The 14230-nt window shown below is 63.8% G+C and carries 14 protein-coding genes; 3 read left to right on the top strand and 11 right to left on the bottom strand.

Going from position 1 to position 14230, the window contains the following annotated elements:
• The first annotated feature begins 82 nt into the window (after nucleotides 1-82).
• Nucleotides 83-784 (top strand): SIMPL domain-containing protein, encoded by a 702-nt coding sequence (locus U741_RS0112710; protein ID WP_029890831.1) that lies wholly within the window; start codon nucleotides 83-85, stop codon nucleotides 782-784.
• Here the strand turns inward: U741_RS0112710 and U741_RS0112705 are convergent.
• The 7 genes from U741_RS0112705 to U741_RS17900 form a co-directional block, all read right to left on the bottom strand.
• Nucleotides 772-2247 (bottom strand): ABC transporter permease family protein, encoded by a 1476-nt coding sequence (locus tag U741_RS0112705; protein ID WP_200872722.1) that lies wholly within the window; start codon nucleotides 2245-2247, stop codon nucleotides 772-774. The genes U741_RS0112710 and U741_RS0112705 overlap by 13 nt on opposite strands.
• Complete coding sequence (locus tag U741_RS0112700) at nucleotides 2244-2957, bottom strand: ATP-binding cassette domain-containing protein (protein ID WP_052378790.1); 714 nt, start codon at nucleotides 2955-2957, stop codon at nucleotides 2244-2246. The genes U741_RS0112705 and U741_RS0112700 overlap by 4 nt, the downstream gene beginning before the upstream one ends.
• The gene (locus U741_RS0112695) at nucleotides 2957-3865 is read right to left on the bottom strand and encodes a putative selenate ABC transporter substrate-binding protein (RefSeq protein ID WP_029890828.1); all 909 of its coding nucleotides are present in this window, start codon (nucleotides 3863-3865) and stop codon (nucleotides 2957-2959) included. Before U741_RS0112695 ends, U741_RS0112700 begins: the two co-directional genes overlap by 1 nt.
• A 24-nt stretch (nucleotides 3866-3889) precedes the next feature.
• The gene (locus U741_RS0112690; protein WP_152551609.1) at nucleotides 3890-4366 is read right to left on the bottom strand and encodes a hypothetical protein; all 477 of its coding nucleotides are present in this window, start codon (nucleotides 4364-4366) and stop codon (nucleotides 3890-3892) included.
• A gap of 40 nt (nucleotides 4367-4406) precedes the next feature.
• Nucleotides 4407-4643, bottom strand: coding sequence for a hypothetical protein (locus U741_RS19550; protein ID WP_152551608.1), 237 nt, complete (start codon nucleotides 4641-4643; stop codon nucleotides 4407-4409).
• A gap of 47 nt (nucleotides 4644-4690) precedes the next feature.
• On the bottom strand, nucleotides 4691-5548 hold the full coding sequence (locus tag U741_RS0112680) for a sterol desaturase family protein (RefSeq protein WP_052378788.1): 858 nt from the start codon (nucleotides 5546-5548) through the stop codon (nucleotides 4691-4693).
• A gap of 100 nt (nucleotides 5549-5648) precedes the next feature.
• Entirely contained in the window at nucleotides 5649-6143 is a 495-nt protein-coding gene (locus U741_RS17900; RefSeq protein ID WP_029890824.1) for a winged helix DNA-binding protein, read from the bottom strand.
• A 339-nt stretch (nucleotides 6144-6482) separates the two neighbouring features.
• Here U741_RS17900 and U741_RS0112670 point away from each other — a divergent pair, with 339 nt between their 5' ends.
• Complete coding sequence (locus tag U741_RS0112670; RefSeq protein WP_029890823.1) at nucleotides 6483-7718, top strand: NAD(P)/FAD-dependent oxidoreductase; 1236 nt, start codon at nucleotides 6483-6485, stop codon at nucleotides 7716-7718.
• Between the two features lie 76 nt (nucleotides 7719-7794).
• Here the strand turns inward: U741_RS0112670 and U741_RS18570 are convergent, their stop codons facing one another.
• The 4 genes from U741_RS18570 to U741_RS0112650 all read right to left on the bottom strand — a co-directional run bounded on the left by U741_RS18570 (nucleotide 7795) and on the right by U741_RS0112650 (nucleotide 11367).
• Complete coding sequence (locus tag U741_RS18570; RefSeq protein ID WP_152551607.1) at nucleotides 7795-8586, bottom strand: enoyl-CoA hydratase/isomerase family protein; 792 nt, start codon at nucleotides 8584-8586, stop codon at nucleotides 7795-7797.
• Nucleotides 8587-8594: 8 nt separating this feature from the next.
• Nucleotides 8595-9413, bottom strand: coding sequence for an SDR family oxidoreductase (locus U741_RS0112660; protein ID WP_200872721.1), 819 nt, complete (start codon nucleotides 9411-9413; stop codon nucleotides 8595-8597).
• A gap of 81 nt (nucleotides 9414-9494) precedes the next feature.
• The gene (locus U741_RS0112655) at nucleotides 9495-10274 is read right to left on the bottom strand and encodes a hypothetical protein (protein WP_029890820.1); all 780 of its coding nucleotides are present in this window, start codon (nucleotides 10272-10274) and stop codon (nucleotides 9495-9497) included.
• Between the two features lie 124 nt (nucleotides 10275-10398).
• Nucleotides 10399-11367: a nuclear transport factor 2 family protein gene (locus U741_RS0112650; RefSeq protein ID WP_029890819.1), complete on the bottom strand. Its 969-nt coding sequence runs from the start codon at nucleotides 11365-11367 to the stop codon at nucleotides 10399-10401.
• Nucleotides 11368-11711: 344 nt separating this feature from the next.
• On the opposite strand from U741_RS0112650, the gene U741_RS0112645 reads away from it, so the two are divergent.
• Nucleotides 11712-14183, top strand: a complete 2472-nt coding sequence (locus U741_RS0112645) for a TonB-dependent receptor (RefSeq protein ID WP_084154850.1) — start codon at nucleotides 11712-11714, stop codon at nucleotides 14181-14183.
• Nucleotides 14184-14230: the final 47 nt, after the last annotated feature.

The following is a 14230-nucleotide window of genomic DNA, read 5'->3' as shown; positions in this document are numbered from 1 at the left end:
ATAACGAGACAGTGCAATGAAGGGCGCGTAGTGTACCGATCCGACGCGGCATCCCCGACCGCGCAGGTCTGGAGTTCTGCCGATGCGTTCAATCAGTCACATCATCATCGCCGTGGTGCTGGCCGCCGCAGCGGTTGTTGCCTCGACGCAGATTGCCGATGGCCTGCGGCAGTTTCGTTCGTCGGACCGCAACGTCACGGTCAAGGGGCTGGCCGAGCGCGAAGTGGCCGCCAACCTGGTGATCTGGCCGGTCAATTTTGGCGAGGCCGACAACAGCCTCGAAGCCCTCTACAACCGGCTCGAGGCGCACACTGCAGCCGTGCGCGCCTATCTGCAGCGCCAGCAGGTGAGTGATGCCGAGGTCAGCGTCGGACTGCCGCGCGTGCAGGACATGCAGGCCGATGCCTACGGCGGCAACATGGCGCGACCGTTTCGCTATCGCGGCGAACTGACGCTGACGGTGCGCAGCGCGGAGGTGCCGCTGATGAAGACTGCCATTCAGAACGCTGGTGAGCTGGTGCGCGACGGGGTGGTGTTTGGCGCGTACAACGAACCGCCGCAGTTCATTTTCACTGAACTGAACGCCCTGAAGCCCGAACTTCTCGCCGATGCCACCGCCAACGCGCGGCTGGCGGCCGAGCAGTTCGCAGCCGATTCGGGCAGCGAGGTGGGGGCGATTCGTGATGCCAATCAGGGCGTGATCAGCATCAACGACCGCGACGCCGCGACCCCGGACATCAAGGTTGTGCGGCTGGTATCCACCGTGGTCTATCAGTTGCGCTGAGCGGCAGCGGTGAGGTTGATTTGTCGGTCCAGCGCGAGGTAGCGCCGCAGCCGCCGTGAGGCACTGTCCACCGCAACATTGAGCAGCACCGTGGCCAGCAGGAGCGGCAGCAGACGATCGAGCCGCAGCTCGGCGAGTGCCGAATCGATGTAGAAGCCCAGCGTGTAGATGCCGAGAATGCCGACCACGGCCGATTCGCGAAGGATGATCTCCCAGCGATAGAACAGGTAGGCCAGAAACGGCGCGAACAACCGCGGCACCACCTCCCAGAGGTAGTGGTTGAGTCCGCCAATGTGGTCTGCGCGCTGCGGCAACTGATCGGCGGTGCGTGCCAGCAGGAAGGCGATGATGGCGGCGTTGTGCAGCATCAGCGCCACCACGGCCGGCAGCATCGACGGGCCCCACAGCAGCAGCAGCAGGTAGGCCAGCAGGTATTCGGGCGTGGCCCTGAGCACCAGCAGCCCGAGGTGGCCGCCGGCCTGGCCGAGGCGGCCGCTCACGGCGCGGATCGCCAGCGGCCAGAGCAGCAGCGTCAACAGGGCCGTGGCGGCCAGGGCCAGCACGCTGAGCAGCAGCGTCTGGATCAGGCCGGGAATGATGGCGTTCTGGAGTACCTGCAGCAGCCACTGGCCATAGGCCGGCCCGTCGCCGCGCAACAACGCCGCCGGCCACAGATCGCGGCTGACCAGGTCCCAGAACGCCTGACCGCTGAGGCGCCACTCCCCCGGCAGCAGCCACGGCAGGCCCAGCAGCCACAGCGGCCAGCTCCACGCCGGCACCAGCAGGCGGAAACTGCCGATCAGGGCCACCAACGCCAGCAGGTAGGCGCCGGCCTCGGCGTAGGCGCCGTAGGACAGCGCTGCACCGAGGTGATAGCCCAGGGTCGGCAACCCGACAAAGCCGAGGACTGCGCTGGAACGCAGCCCGCATTCGGCGCGGGTGAGCAGGTAGCGGCGCATCTGCGGCCACGCCTGGGGCAGGCGCACACACAGCCAGACGCTGAGCGGCGCGGTACCCGGCGGCAACTGCCGCACCGCGTCGTCGGGCTGTTCGGCCAGGATCTCGGCAAACACCTTGGCGAAGATGCCGGTGTACGGAATGGCGATGGCCAGCAGGCCGGTGAGCGGCGTCAGGCCGAATACGTGCAGAAACAGCAGCGCCCAGAACAGCTCGTGAATGGCGCGCACGCTGGCGGCAAAGATTCTGACCGCGCGAAACCGCCACAGCGTGGCCAGCACCAGGCCCAGCGGGGCCGCCAGCAGGGTGCCGAGCAGACCGAAGGCAAAGGTCAGCGCCAGCGCCCGGAGGATGACCGGCAGATTGCTGAAATCGGGCTGGATGAACCCGCTGGCGATGCGCTGCAGCTCGGCGCCCGGCTCGGCGGTGATGATGGCCAGGTCGGCGAACGGCACCAGCAGCAGGGCCCCCAGCAGCGCCAGCAGGCTGAACCGGGTACGGCTCACATGCAGCCGCGCGGAACCGTGAGTCGCGTCTGCTGCGGTGCCGATTCGGCGCCGTGTGTCGCGCCCCCGTACAGCGACTCGAGCAGCGTCGGCGTCAGTGCCTGCGGCGGCAGGTCGAAGGCGATCCGGCCGTCGGTGACGCCCAGCACCCGGGTGGCCAGCTGCAGGCCGGCATCGACATCGTGCATGGCGCAGATCAGCGTGCCGAAGCGCGCACCGAGGTGGGCGATGGCCTGGCGAGCCCGCTCGGGGTCCAGCGCGGCGCAGGGTTCGTCGGCCAGCAGCAGGTCGCCGCCGCGGTACAGCGCGCGGCCAATTGCCACCCGTGACTGCTGGCCGCCGGAGAGCCGGTCAACGGCGTGGTCGAGCGCGTCGATCAGGTCCAGCGATGCGGCGACGTCGCTGATCCGCGCCCGCTCGGCGCGCGGCATCCAGCACAGCGATTGCAGATTGCGCCACAGCGGCCGCTGGTCGATCAGTCCCAGCGCGATGTTGTGCGCCGCGCTCAGCGGTCCGACCAGTCCGTGTGGCTGCGGAATCAGGGCCGCGGCCGCGCCCGCCGCGCGGTACAGCGCAGTCAGCAGCGTGGTCTTGCCGGCGCCACTGGGCCCGAGCATGACCACCCGCTCGCCGCGCCGCACCGTCACATCGACATCGTGCAGAACCGCAGTACCGCGATACCCCAGCGTCGCGGCCTGCAGCGTGAGCATCAGCGCGGGGCGCCGTCTTCAATGATGCCAACGGCGCGGGCGGTGGCCTCGATCGGGGCATAGTCTTCGTTGCGGGCGGGGATGAAGCCGCTGCGTGGAAACCGTGCCAGCAGGTCGGGATCGGTCATGTTCAGCAGCGCCTGCTGAACCCGCGCGGTGAAGCCGTCGCCGTAGCGGGCGTCGGCATCGCCGCGGATGGTCCATTGATAGTCGGGGTATCCGGGCGAGCGCCAGATCACGCTGACCTTGTCGGCGTCCACGGTGCCGCGGGCAACTTCGCTGTCCCAGGTGGTGTAGCCGAGCACGCCCAGCTCATAGGCGCCGGACTGCACCAGTTGCAGGGTGCGGGTGTGATCGCCCGAGTAGCCGACCCGGCTGAAAATCTGCCCCGGCGCCTCGCCAAAGTGCTCGCGCAGGAAGTATTCCGGCATCAGGCGTCCCGAGGTCGATCCCTTGTCGCCAAAGGTAAAGGTGCGCCCGCGCAGGGCGTCGGTGAGCGTTTCGCCGGGCGGCAAACCGGTGCTGTGGTGGGCAATGATCAGGCTGTGGTATTCGGGGTCTTCGGTGCCCTGGGCGATGGCCCGCGCACCATCCTGGCGGAGCCGCGCCTGGACGCCGGACAAGCCGCCGAACCATGCCAACTGGACCTCGTCATTGAGAAATGCCGTGACCGCCGCCGCGTACGAGGTGACCGGGACATAGCGCACCGGCACGCCGAGTGCTGCTTCGAGTTCGGCGGTGACCGCCGAAAAGCGCGCTTCGAGCTGCCGCGCATCGCGATCCGGAATGGCGGTGTAGACAAAGACATCGTCGGTCTCGGCAGCCGGGCTGACGGCATCAACGGTGTCGGCCGACGGCGTACAAGCGACTAGGCCCAGGGCCAGAATCCAGCAGGAAAATCGGGTCATGGGATCGGTCCGGGTACCGCCGTCTCAGTAAAGGGATACCACGCGATCATTGACGAAGGTGTAGCGCGGCTGCTTGTACCAGCCGTAGAGCAGCGAGCGGCGCGGTTCCTTGTGAATCTTCTCGTCGTAGATCTCGAGCACGCCGTTCTGCGGGTCCATCCAGAAATCGAGGTCGTAGAGCTTCTTCTCGTCGCCGACCACGTGAAAATCGGTGCACGCGAAATAGGTGTTGCTGCCGATCCGCCGAACCGGGTCGTGAATCTCGACGAACTTCAGTTCCAGCGTTTCATCGGTCTTGCTGTCGTGAATGCGGAACACGCCGTTCTCGTCGGCGCGTTCGGCGATGAAGGCCATCATCGCTGCCTTGATGTCTTCAACGTAGTACTTCTCAGGTACCGCCGCCTCCGCCGCAGCCGTTTCCGGTGCGGCGGCGGCAGCGGGTTCTTCACCGGCCAGCACCATGAGGGGTGCGCTGAGCAATAAAGCGATCCAATGGTTCATGACAATCCTCATGGTGTGGGCCGGGTCCGTCAGGCGGGGCCTATTCCTTGGCTTCGGCGGGTTCGCCCGCGTGTTCCTTGGCGGCAGCAGGCTCGCCCGCATGCTCCTTGGATTCGGCTGCTTCGCCGCCGTGTTCCTTGGACTCTGCGGCTTCGCCCGCGTGCTCCTTGGTTTCAGCGGCCTTGCCGCCGTGCTCGTCGGCGGGCTTGCCCCCGTGGTCCGCTGCAAACGCGGCGAAGGGCAGGGCGAACATCAGTGTTGCGATCAGCTTTTTCATGGACATAACTCCAGTACGTGAGTGAATCAAACAACGCGGGTAAAACGTTACCGTCCGACACCTTCATGGCGTGAAGGCTGCTGCGAGGGCGATTGCCCCAGGTCCAGGTTGCGGACCTTGAAGGGTTCAGAAAGCCATGCCAGCGGCGAAAAGGCCAGTTGTCGGGCGTGTGGCAAACCGAGGCTCCCCGGTGCGGCGGTGGTCGCACCGCCATCGGCGGGTCGTGCATAAGTTCTGAACATAAAGTCCCATACGCTGAAGATGGTCGAAAAGTTGCGGTTGCCAAAATTTTGATCGACGGCGTGATGGGCGGCGTGAAAGCGCGGGGTCACGACCAGCTTCGACAGCCAGCGCTCGACCCGGTCGGGAAAATCGATATTGCTGTGGTGAAACTGGGCACACAGGCTGACCAGTGCCTCGAACAGGAACCACGCGACCACCGTCGGTCCCCAGACGACGATCCACAGCGTTTTGATGGTCGCGGAGATCAGCAACTCGCCGGGGTGGAAGCGCAGCGCGGTGGTGATGTCCATCTCGGTATCGGCGTGGTGGGCCTTGTGAAAGCGCCACAAAAACCGCACCCGGTGGTTGGCGCGGTGCCAGACGTAGTCGAAGAAGTCGATGACGATGATCGAGACGATGATCTCGGTCCAGCCCACCAGTCCCAGCCAGCGGCTGATGCCCCAACCCTCTTCCTCGACGTGCACCAGCCACAGTAGAAAGGGCACGTAGGCTACGACCCGAATGATCACCGTGTTGAGGGCCGCGACGCCGGCATGAAAGCCCAGTCGCTGCCAGCGGGCCATGCCGGAGCGACGTGCCGGGAACAGGGTCTCGATCAGCAGAAACAGGCCGAAGCCGCCGAGAAAGACGATGAGCTTGCCGGTATCCAGATCCAGCGACATGGGCGGTTCCTGATGAAGGGACCGCTAGGCTAGCGCGCCCGGGCGGTGCTCGCAGGTCCGCGCGACGATCAGGACGCGCCGGATGGGCGCGACCGAACCCTTATCGGGTCTTGCGTCGGTAGCCGCCGCCGCCGCGACGCACGCTTTTGCCCTCGATGGCAACCGGCGCCACGGGCTTGCTGAACAGGGCGCTGAAAAAGTCAGACCCCTTGCCCATGTCGTTCAGCGACATGTGATCGAGCGCGTTGTTGAAGTACTCGACCCCCCGTTGCCGCATGTCGCGTACGAAGGCGGCTCCGGCGGGTGTGAGGGTGACGATTTTCTCGCGTCCCGAATGCGGGCTTTCACGCTGGCTCAGAAAATTCAATGGCGGGCTGGCGAGGTCACGCAAAATTTTCGACACGTTGGAATTGCTGGTTTCGTACCATTCGCGCAGGCTGCGTTCGATGTCTTTGCGCAGCATTTCGTGGTCGGCACCGACCTCGGAGGCCACCAGCCACAGCACCGCACCCTGGGTGCGCGACACCACGCCGTCGCACATGGCCGCTTCCAGCGTCATGCCCAAGCGGTAGTGCACTTGATAAAAGAAATCCATGAACTCGCCATAACGGCGGCTGCGGGATGTGGCGGGTTTCGGGCGAGCAGGGGTGGGGGTTTTGGGCATGGCGATGGGGTGCGAGCAGGGTCGCGCGGGTCATTTCTAATCGGGTATGTAGGTGAATACTACATTATGGAAACAGTGTGAATCCGGCACCTCAAGCGCGCGCGATCTGAAAAATTGCCAAGGTCAGACGTGGTAATCGGCCAACGGGCGTTGCGCCGATCAGTGCCGCCGATATCCCCAGTCTCGGCTCGGTGTGGCACTCTTCGTCTCCCGAAAAACCGGCCGGCGCGTCAGTCCCGGCCAAAAACGACAACCTGCACGAGAGCCCCGATGAGCAGTCTTCAGCCCAGTCATACCGTGGTCATTGTTGGCGGCGGCCAGGCCGCTGGAGAAACCGCGTCAGAGCTTCGCAAGCAAGGCTTCGAGGGTCGGGTGGTGATTGTCAGCGACGAATCACAACCGCCCTACAAACGCCCACCCCTGTCAAAGGCGTATCTGGCCGGCGCCGTGGAGCAGGCGCAGTTGTTCGTCATGCAGCCGTCCATCCTCGAGAAGCATCGCATCGAGTTTATGGGCGGTGCCCGCGTCGCCAGCATTGATCGGGTGGGGCAGGCCGTCGTGCTGGCTGACGGTCAGCGCTTCACCTACGACCGACTGGTGCTGGCCACTGGCGGCCGGGCGCGGCCGCTGCCCATCCCGGGTGCCGACGCCGCAAATGTCTTTCTGCTGCGCAGCATCGATGACGTGACCCGCATTCGCGCGCGCTGCGCCGAGGGCAAGCGGGTGGTCATCGTCGGCGGTGGGTTCATCGGCCTCGAAGTGGCGGCGGTGCTGCTCAAACAGGGCTTGCACGTCACCGTGCTGGAAGGCCTGGACCGGGTACTGGCGCGGGTGACGGCGCCCGAGGTATCGGCATTCTTTGAGCGGGTGCATCGCGAGGCGGGCGTCACCGTGCACACCGGCGCGCAGGTCGCTGAACTGGTGGGGGCGCCGGAGGTGACGGCGGTGAAGCTCGCTGATGGCCGCGAGATCGTCGCCGACTTCGTGATTGCCGGTATCGGCCTGATCGCCAACACCGAGCTGGCCGCAGAAGCCGGGCTGGTGGTTGACAACGGCATCGTCGTTGACGAGTTCGCGCAGACAAGCGACCCCCTGATTTACGCTGCGGGCGATTGCACCAATCACCCCAGCGCATTTTTGGGTCGTCGAGTGCGTCTCGAATCGGTGCAGAACGCCATGGAGCAGGGCCGGGCGGTCGCTCGCAACCTCATGGGCAACACCGAGGCCTACCAGAACGTGCCGTGGTTCTGGTCGGACCAGTTTGACCTGAAGCTGCAGATGGTCGGCATCTCCACCGGCTACGAACAATTGGTGCTGCGCGGCGACCCGCAAACCGAGCGCAGCTTTGCGGCCTTTTATTTGAAGGGCGGCAAACTGGTCGCCGCCGACGCTGTCAGCCGCCCGAAAGATTTCATGTTTGCCAAGAAGCTGGTGGCGGCCGGTGCGGTGGTTGACCCTGCGGTGCTTGCCGACCCCGAGGCCTCACTGAAAGATTTGGCGGTCTGAGCGCGGCCCCCGCGTTTTAGGCGCATTGACAGGCGCATTGACAAAGGTCGCATGCCGTCGTTCTGTTAATCGCTTTTTAGGTGCCGCTGAGTTTTCGGCGCAAGCCCGTCAGCACCGCGTCGTTGCCGGCCAGTGCAACCAGCGAGCGCTGTTCAAGCGTCAACTGATCGGCCAGTGACGCTTCGGCGCTGCCACGCAGCAAGGCGCGAGTGGCGCGGGCGGCGGCGCCACAGGCAATGAGTGCCTGGGTGCGCGTGATGACCTCGGATAAAAAAACATCGTCGTCGCCGTCGATCAGCGCATTGAAGAAGCCCAGTGTCAGCCCCTGTTCGGCGCGGACCGCGTCGCCGCCCAGCATGAATGGGATCGCCTGGCGCAGCCCGATCCGTCGCGGCACGAAGTACGTGGTGCCGCTGTCCGGTGACAAACCCAGCTTTGAAAACCCTGCGCGTAGGGTCGCGGTGGGGCGGGCGTACGCCACATCACAGGCGCAGACCAGACCGAGCCCGGCGCCGGTGGCCGGCCCGTTGACCGCCGCGACCAGCAGCGGACCCGCCTCAGTCAACCGACGCAAGGCGCTGTGGACGGTGGTCGCCAAACCGTCCAGCAGCGACGCCAGCGTCTCGGGGCTTTCATCATCGGCAAGGGCGTCCTTGAACATCGCCAGGTCGCCGCCGCTGCAGAAGGCGCGACCCGCGCCGGTGAGAATCAGCGCGTCAATGTGCGGCGATTGCTCCACGCGCTCGGCCAGGGCCGTCAGTGCATCACCCATCGCCCGGTCGATGCCGTTGGTGGCGTTGGGACGGTTGAGGGTGGCGATCAGCAGCCGTTGGTCGCGGCGCTCATCAATGAGGATCGCGTCAGTCATGGCGAGGTTCACAGGGACGGAAAATTGCCGAGGCGCATGCCGCCGTCGCAGTCGAGAATGGTGCCGGTGACGTAGCGGGCATCCGGGCTGCCCAGATACGCCACGGCGCGGGCAATGTCCGACACCTCGCCAAACGCCTTGAGGGCCGTGTTGTTGCGCACGGCAGTCTCGATCTCGGGCGTTGCCGACAGGCGCGCCAGCCCCTCGGTGCCGGCGATGGGGCCGGGCGACACGGCGTTGACCCGTACGCCCTTGGCGCCCCATTCCAGCGCCAGACACTTGACCAGCATGTCGATGCCGGCCTTGGCGGCGCAGGCGTGCGCCTGATTGGGAATCGCGCGCTGGGCCTGCGGCGCGGTGATCGCCAACAACACACCGCCGGGTTTGCGGGTGTGCGGCAGGGCAGCCGAGAAGACATTAAAGGTGCCAATCAGGTCGATGTCGATGACGGTCTTGAAGCCGTTGGCGCTGAGCTTGTCGGCGGGTGCGAAAAAGTTGCCCGCAGCGGCGGCAATCACCAGGTCAAGCGGACCGTGCTGCTGCGCGACGTCGGCCAGTCGCTCGACGATGCCGGGGGCGTCGCGCACATCCACCGAGTACCCGACCGCGTTACCACCTTGCCCGGCAATGGCGGCCGTGGCGGCGTCGAGCTTGTCCTGCGAGCGACCGAAGATGACGACGGTCGCACCCAGCGTGGCCAGGTGATGGCTGATGCCCAAACCGATGCCGGACGAGCCACCCGAGATAACGACGACGCGGTTTTGGTAGTGATGACTGATCGACGTCGGGCCCATGACGGGGTCGACAATGTTGGATGCCGGAACCATCTTCGAGCTGACCTCTAACAGGAATCGGCGCGAACTATCGCACGATCAGTCGCGCCGGGCTGTGAGGGCAAACCTGCAGGGTCAGCGCGCAGCAGTGACCAGCGTCTTGGCCGTTTCGGCCTCCGGGTAGTAATGAGTCAAGGCGCGCACGGCCACCTCGTAACCGCGGGTGTCGCCGGTCCGCGCCAGCGCGTAAGACCACACTTGCAGCAGTGACTTGCTGGGCACGCCGTCGGACTTGCGTACGTCGGTGATCAACTGCCGGGCCGATTGTTGTGCGGCCGGGTAGTCGCCCTGCAGAAACAGCGCCTTGGGTGCCAGTTCAAGCGTCGCCAGTGACTGGCCGCCGTCAGCGCGGTAGCGGGCGACCCAATCGAGTGAGCGCACCAGGTCCCCTTCGAGGTAGTACGTGACCGCCAGTGTCTGTTGCAGGTATTCGACCGCAGCCGGGGGTGCCTCGCCGGTGCTGATGGCCCGCTCGTATGCCTTGGCCATTTCCAGCGGCTTGCCCTGTTCGGAGAGTGCGCGTGCGCGGAGCATCGCCTCGGTGTAGACCTCGTCGGGTTTGAGGCTGCGCAGGTCAACCGCCCGATCCAGGCGGCGCAGCGCCTTCTTGGGTTTGCCTTCGTCGATGAAGCTCTTGGCGGCGATGAAGTAGGCGGCCAGTTTCGAGTCGGCCGGTGCCTTGCGATCTCCGGCGCGCAATGAGGTGCGAGAGGGGCCGGCTGCGCTGCTGCCGATGGCGGCGCCGTGCATGGACCGATCCTGGATGTCGCACAAGCTGCCCATGGCAAGCGCCGTTCCGGGGAGTGCAAGCAGACTGCCGATCATCAGCGCGCGAACCGTGTGACGGGTGTTCATGGCGTGTCTCCTCTTAGTGCGTGTCTACCGCTACGCCGATTCCGGGGGCTTGGATTCAGCGTGGACTCATCTCACAATTCATGTTGCGCGCGCCGGTAACGCCTGGCAAACCCCGTTCGGGGATTCAGCCGAGGCTGGCCGGGTCAAAGTCGGCCTTCCAGTAGTGGGGCCGAATGATGGGAATGCCCAGCGACACGAATGCGCGGTTGTCCTCGAAGAAGGTTGATTCCAGTCGAATGCGACCCTCGGCGTCGTATTCATGAAAGGTCGACCCGATGGTCTCCACGGTCTTGCCGCCGGTCGGGATGCCGCGATAATGGTTCGCACCCTCAATGCGCAGGTTCCACAGAATCAGCCCCCAGCGGGCATCACCCAGGTATTCGGTGGGCGTGAAGGTGTAGCGGCCGTGCTGCCCGCCGGCCATGCCCCCGTAGTGCTGCAACAACATGTCGCGGTTGGTCAGCGTGTCGCGCAGGTGATCGTCGACCTTTGCGTACTCAGACGTAAACGCATCGGCGTAGAGCTGGCTCAGCACCTCAGCGTCGCCGCCCAAGGCATTACACCAGTCGGCGGCGAAGGCGAGGGTGCCTGCCTTGGCACCGCTCAGCACCACGTTTCTCGAGCGCACAGGCCCGTCTGTTTGCGGCGCGCCCGTGGGCAACTTGGTTGGGTGTTGCGGACCGGCAGCGCGCAGGACCTCGGCGGCGTCCCACCATGATGATTCCCGCTGAATCAGGCCCTTGTCGTCATAGATGTGAAAGGTATGACCCTGTGTGGTGAAGGGCTTGCCGGCAACGTCCAATCCCAGAAACACTTTGGCGTGCTCGGGGGCCCACTCCCAGCGCAGCAGACCGCAGCGCGCATCGCCGATGTAGGCGCGAATCCTGAAGTTGTGAATGCCGATGCCATTGTCCGGGTCGTTGTTGGCATAGGGACCAAACAGCCGGTGCAGGTCCGCCTGGGTGGTGACCCGGTGCTGGTCCAGCATTGGATCTTCGAACAGGAAACCGTCGCCCGGTCCGTAGAGCTCGCAGATCGCCTCAGGGCTGCTGCGGAAGGCCTTGAGCCACTGGATGCCGAAGCTGTAGTGCATGACGAAGGTTCTCCAAATTAATTGTTATGGGCGCCGGATGGGCGCGCTTGTCGCTGTCGGCACAGATCAATTGATACGCACTGTTACCAAGCATCGATCGGTCGCGAAGCCTCTTGCACGCTGCACCACGTAAAAGACACTCGCCAGAAACATGTCAAGAAAGTATTGTGTCGTAGGAATACGGTGTGATACGTTTCTGATCTTAGAAGAAAGTGTCGAAGCGTCGATGTTAAGTCAGCGGTCAGTTGATGCCAATTCAACGAGCCGGAAGACCGACAGGCGGCAAAAACAAGCACTGAACATTCAGTGCAGTACGTGCGGATTGACATCCTGAGGAGGGCAAGATGAGAAAACTGGTTCATGCCAGCGTTGCAGCTGCGTTGACGTTTGCGCTAACGCCGCTTTACGGCCAAGACGACGCGCCAAGTGCGGCCGAAGTCGACACCGAGACCGATGCGGCGGCTGAGCCCGCACCCCGGCGCCGGTTGTCGCGGTCGGTTGAAGAAATAGTGGTCACCGCGCAGAAGCGTGAAGAAAACCTTTCAGACGTGCCGATTTCTGTGCAGGCCTTCAGCGCTGATGCGCTGGATGCCCGCGGTGTGAAATCAACGCTCGACCTGATGAAGGTCACGCCAGGTCTGGACTTCGGCGTACAGGCCGGCGACTTTGCCAGCGTCTTCCTTCGCGGCATTGGCTCCGAAGCGTGGTTGACCTCCGACCCCAGCGTCGCCAGCTACGTCGACGGGGTGTACTACTCCTTCACGCCATCGCTGATTCAAGACTTGGGCGGCGTTGAGCGCGTCGAAGTGCTGAAGGGTCCGCAGGGCACCCTGTTTGGCCGCAATGCGATTGCCGGTGCGATCAACGTCATCACCAAAGAGCCCGACTTTGATGACCGCAGCATCACGGTCGACAACTTTAGCGGCAGTTACAGCAGCCGCAACGATCTGTCGATCAACAAGACGACAATCTTTGCCAACATGCCGGTGACCGACAACTTTGCGATGAACGTCTCGGCATTTTACGAGTACGACGCCCAGCAATGGTCCGAAGACGCGAGCATCGCCGGTGGGCCGGTGCCGGCCAAGACCACCTTCAGCGGTCGTTTCAAGTTCCGCTGGATTCCCACCGACAATCTGGAAATGCGCGCCACGATCTTTGGCTCGAAGCGCGAGGGCACCTCGACCTTGGCGGCCAACATTAACCCGACACCGCTCGGTCAGGTCCTGGGCATAGACGGGGTCAAGGAACGTGCGCGCTCACCGCAAACCGACCTCGATATGTATGGGCACTTGAGCTCCCTGGTGGGCTCGGTCACGGCCATTTACAATGCCGAACCGTTCGATACCAAGTTGATTTTGAGCAAGCAGCTTCACAGCAACCCTTACAACTACGACTACGACGGTAGCGAGCAAACATTTGCAGAGTTCATCGTGCATCGGCACTACGCCAAGATCAACGAGGCCGAAATCCAGTTTTTGTCCAACGAAACCTCGTGGGGCTCGGACTGGTTGACCTGGACGGCTGGCGCCTTCTTCTTTCAGAACGATCAGGGCTTTGACCCAGTGGAACTGACTGTTGGAGGTCTGGACCCTCAAAATCTGGGCGCTCAGACTTTCCTGGGTCTCGTCGAGATTCCAGATATCGTTGTTGCGGGTACCGATTTGGTGCTTCCGGCGATTCCGTTGGTTGATGATCTCACCGCCGGTTTCCCCAGCTATGCGCTGTCTAACACCGGCTTAGTCGAAACCGAATCGGTGTCAGTGTTTCTCCAAACCACGTTTAAGATTACGGACTGGTTCTCGCTGACGCTGGGTGGCCGCTATCAAGATGAATTCCGTGGCGTTTTGGATTCGCGAACCGCCATTCGTGTCGGCGTACCCGGCGAGATCGGCTTCCGGACCGAGGTGCTGGATTGGCAGCAGGCGCGTGATGCGCGCGGCGGCACGGCGCTCGGTATTCCAACCGACAACTTCCGGCCCGACAGTGACTCAACTCGGGCGTTCACCCCGAAGATCTCACTGGACTTCCGTCCGTTTGACGACGACACCCTGATTTTCCTGTCGGCACAGGAAGCGGTGAAGGCGCACTCGTTCAACGCCTTTGCGTTCTATCTGCCGCCGGCTTATGTGCCGGAGGAAACCATCCAAGCGGTGGAGTTGGGCATCAAGGGTTCGTTGTTTGAAGGGTCGATGCGCTACACGGCGGCAATCTTCCACTACGAAATCGAGAACCTGCAGACGCAGTTCATCTCATTGCTCAACGGTGGCGCACTGTCGCTGGACGTCGCCGGTGACGCGCGTTCGATCGGCTTTGACTTCGACGTAATCGTGGACCTGTTCCCGAGCATGTTCGACGGCCTGTCACTGACGGTGAATGGTGCGTTCCTAGACGCCGAATACACCGAGTACACCAACGGCGACGGTCAAGACCCGACCACCGGCATCTTCCTCGACAACCTCAACGATTACACCGGCAACCGCGTCACCCGCACGCCGGACTTTTCCGGTTCGGTGTCGCTGGCCAATGTGTGGTTGATTCCCGGTGGTACGTTTGAGGCCAGCACCAATGTCTACCACAACTCTGGCTTCTTCTATGTGGCCTCTGAAGATCCGCGTTATGAACAGCCGGCCTACACGACCGTCAACGCACAGCTGAGCCATTACTGGGAGCGGTATCGCCTGCGGACCACGCTGTCGGCCGAGAACCTGACCGACGAGTTCTACACCACCGGCACTCTGATTCTGGACCCCGGCATGTTGGCGACTCTCGGGCCGCCGCGCATCCTGGGCCTCAAGTTTCAGTGGACTTTCTAAGTCCACTTGCAACCAACAATTCGACCAGGGCGCGGCGTCCGGAGTCT

The organism is Polycyclovorans algicola TG408 (assembly GCF_000711245.1).
Classification (GTDB): Bacteria; Pseudomonadota; Gammaproteobacteria; order Nevskiales; family Nevskiaceae; genus Polycyclovorans; species Polycyclovorans algicola.
Note: the sequence above shows the minus strand (reverse complement) of the source record. Positions and strands in the feature narration are given on the sequence as shown.

Excerpts from the sequence above, each read along its gene's own strand:
- U741_RS0112710 (WP_029890831.1), top strand. The coding sequence starts at position 83 with ATGCGTTCAATCAGTCACATCATCATCGCCGTGGTGCTGGCCGCCGCA.
- U741_RS0112700 (WP_052378790.1), bottom strand. The coding sequence starts at position 2,957 with ATGCTCACGCTGCAGGCCGCGACGCTGGGGTATCGCGGTACTGCGGTT.
- U741_RS0112695 (WP_029890828.1), bottom strand. The coding sequence starts at position 3,865 with ATGACCCGATTTTCCTGCTGGATTCTGGCCCTGGGCCTAGTCGCTTGT.
- U741_RS0112690 (WP_152551609.1), bottom strand. The coding sequence starts at position 4,366 with ATGAACCATTGGATCGCTTTATTGCTCAGCGCACCCCTCATGGTGCTG.
- U741_RS19550 (WP_152551608.1), bottom strand. The coding sequence starts at position 4,643 with ATGAAAAAGCTGATCGCAACACTGATGTTCGCCCTGCCCTTCGCCGCG.
- U741_RS0112680 (WP_052378788.1), bottom strand. The coding sequence starts at position 5,548 with ATGTCGCTGGATCTGGATACCGGCAAGCTCATCGTCTTTCTCGGCGGC.
- U741_RS17900 (WP_029890824.1), bottom strand. The coding sequence starts at position 6,143 with ATGGATTTCTTTTATCAAGTGCACTACCGCTTGGGCATGACGCTGGAA.
- U741_RS0112670 (WP_029890823.1), top strand. The coding sequence starts at position 6,483 with ATGAGCAGTCTTCAGCCCAGTCATACCGTGGTCATTGTTGGCGGCGGC.
- U741_RS18570 (WP_152551607.1), bottom strand. The coding sequence starts at position 8,586 with ATGACTGACGCGATCCTCATTGATGAGCGCCGCGACCAACGGCTGCTG.
- U741_RS0112660 (WP_200872721.1), bottom strand. The coding sequence starts at position 9,413 with ATGGTTCCGGCATCCAACATTGTCGACCCCGTCATGGGCCCGACGTCG.
- U741_RS0112655 (WP_029890820.1), bottom strand. The coding sequence starts at position 10,274 with ATGAACACCCGTCACACGGTTCGCGCGCTGATGATCGGCAGTCTGCTT.
- U741_RS0112650 (WP_029890819.1), bottom strand. The coding sequence starts at position 11,367 with ATGCACTACAGCTTCGGCATCCAGTGGCTCAAGGCCTTCCGCAGCAGC.
- U741_RS0112645 (WP_084154850.1), top strand. The coding sequence starts at position 11,712 with ATGAGAAAACTGGTTCATGCCAGCGTTGCAGCTGCGTTGACGTTTGCG.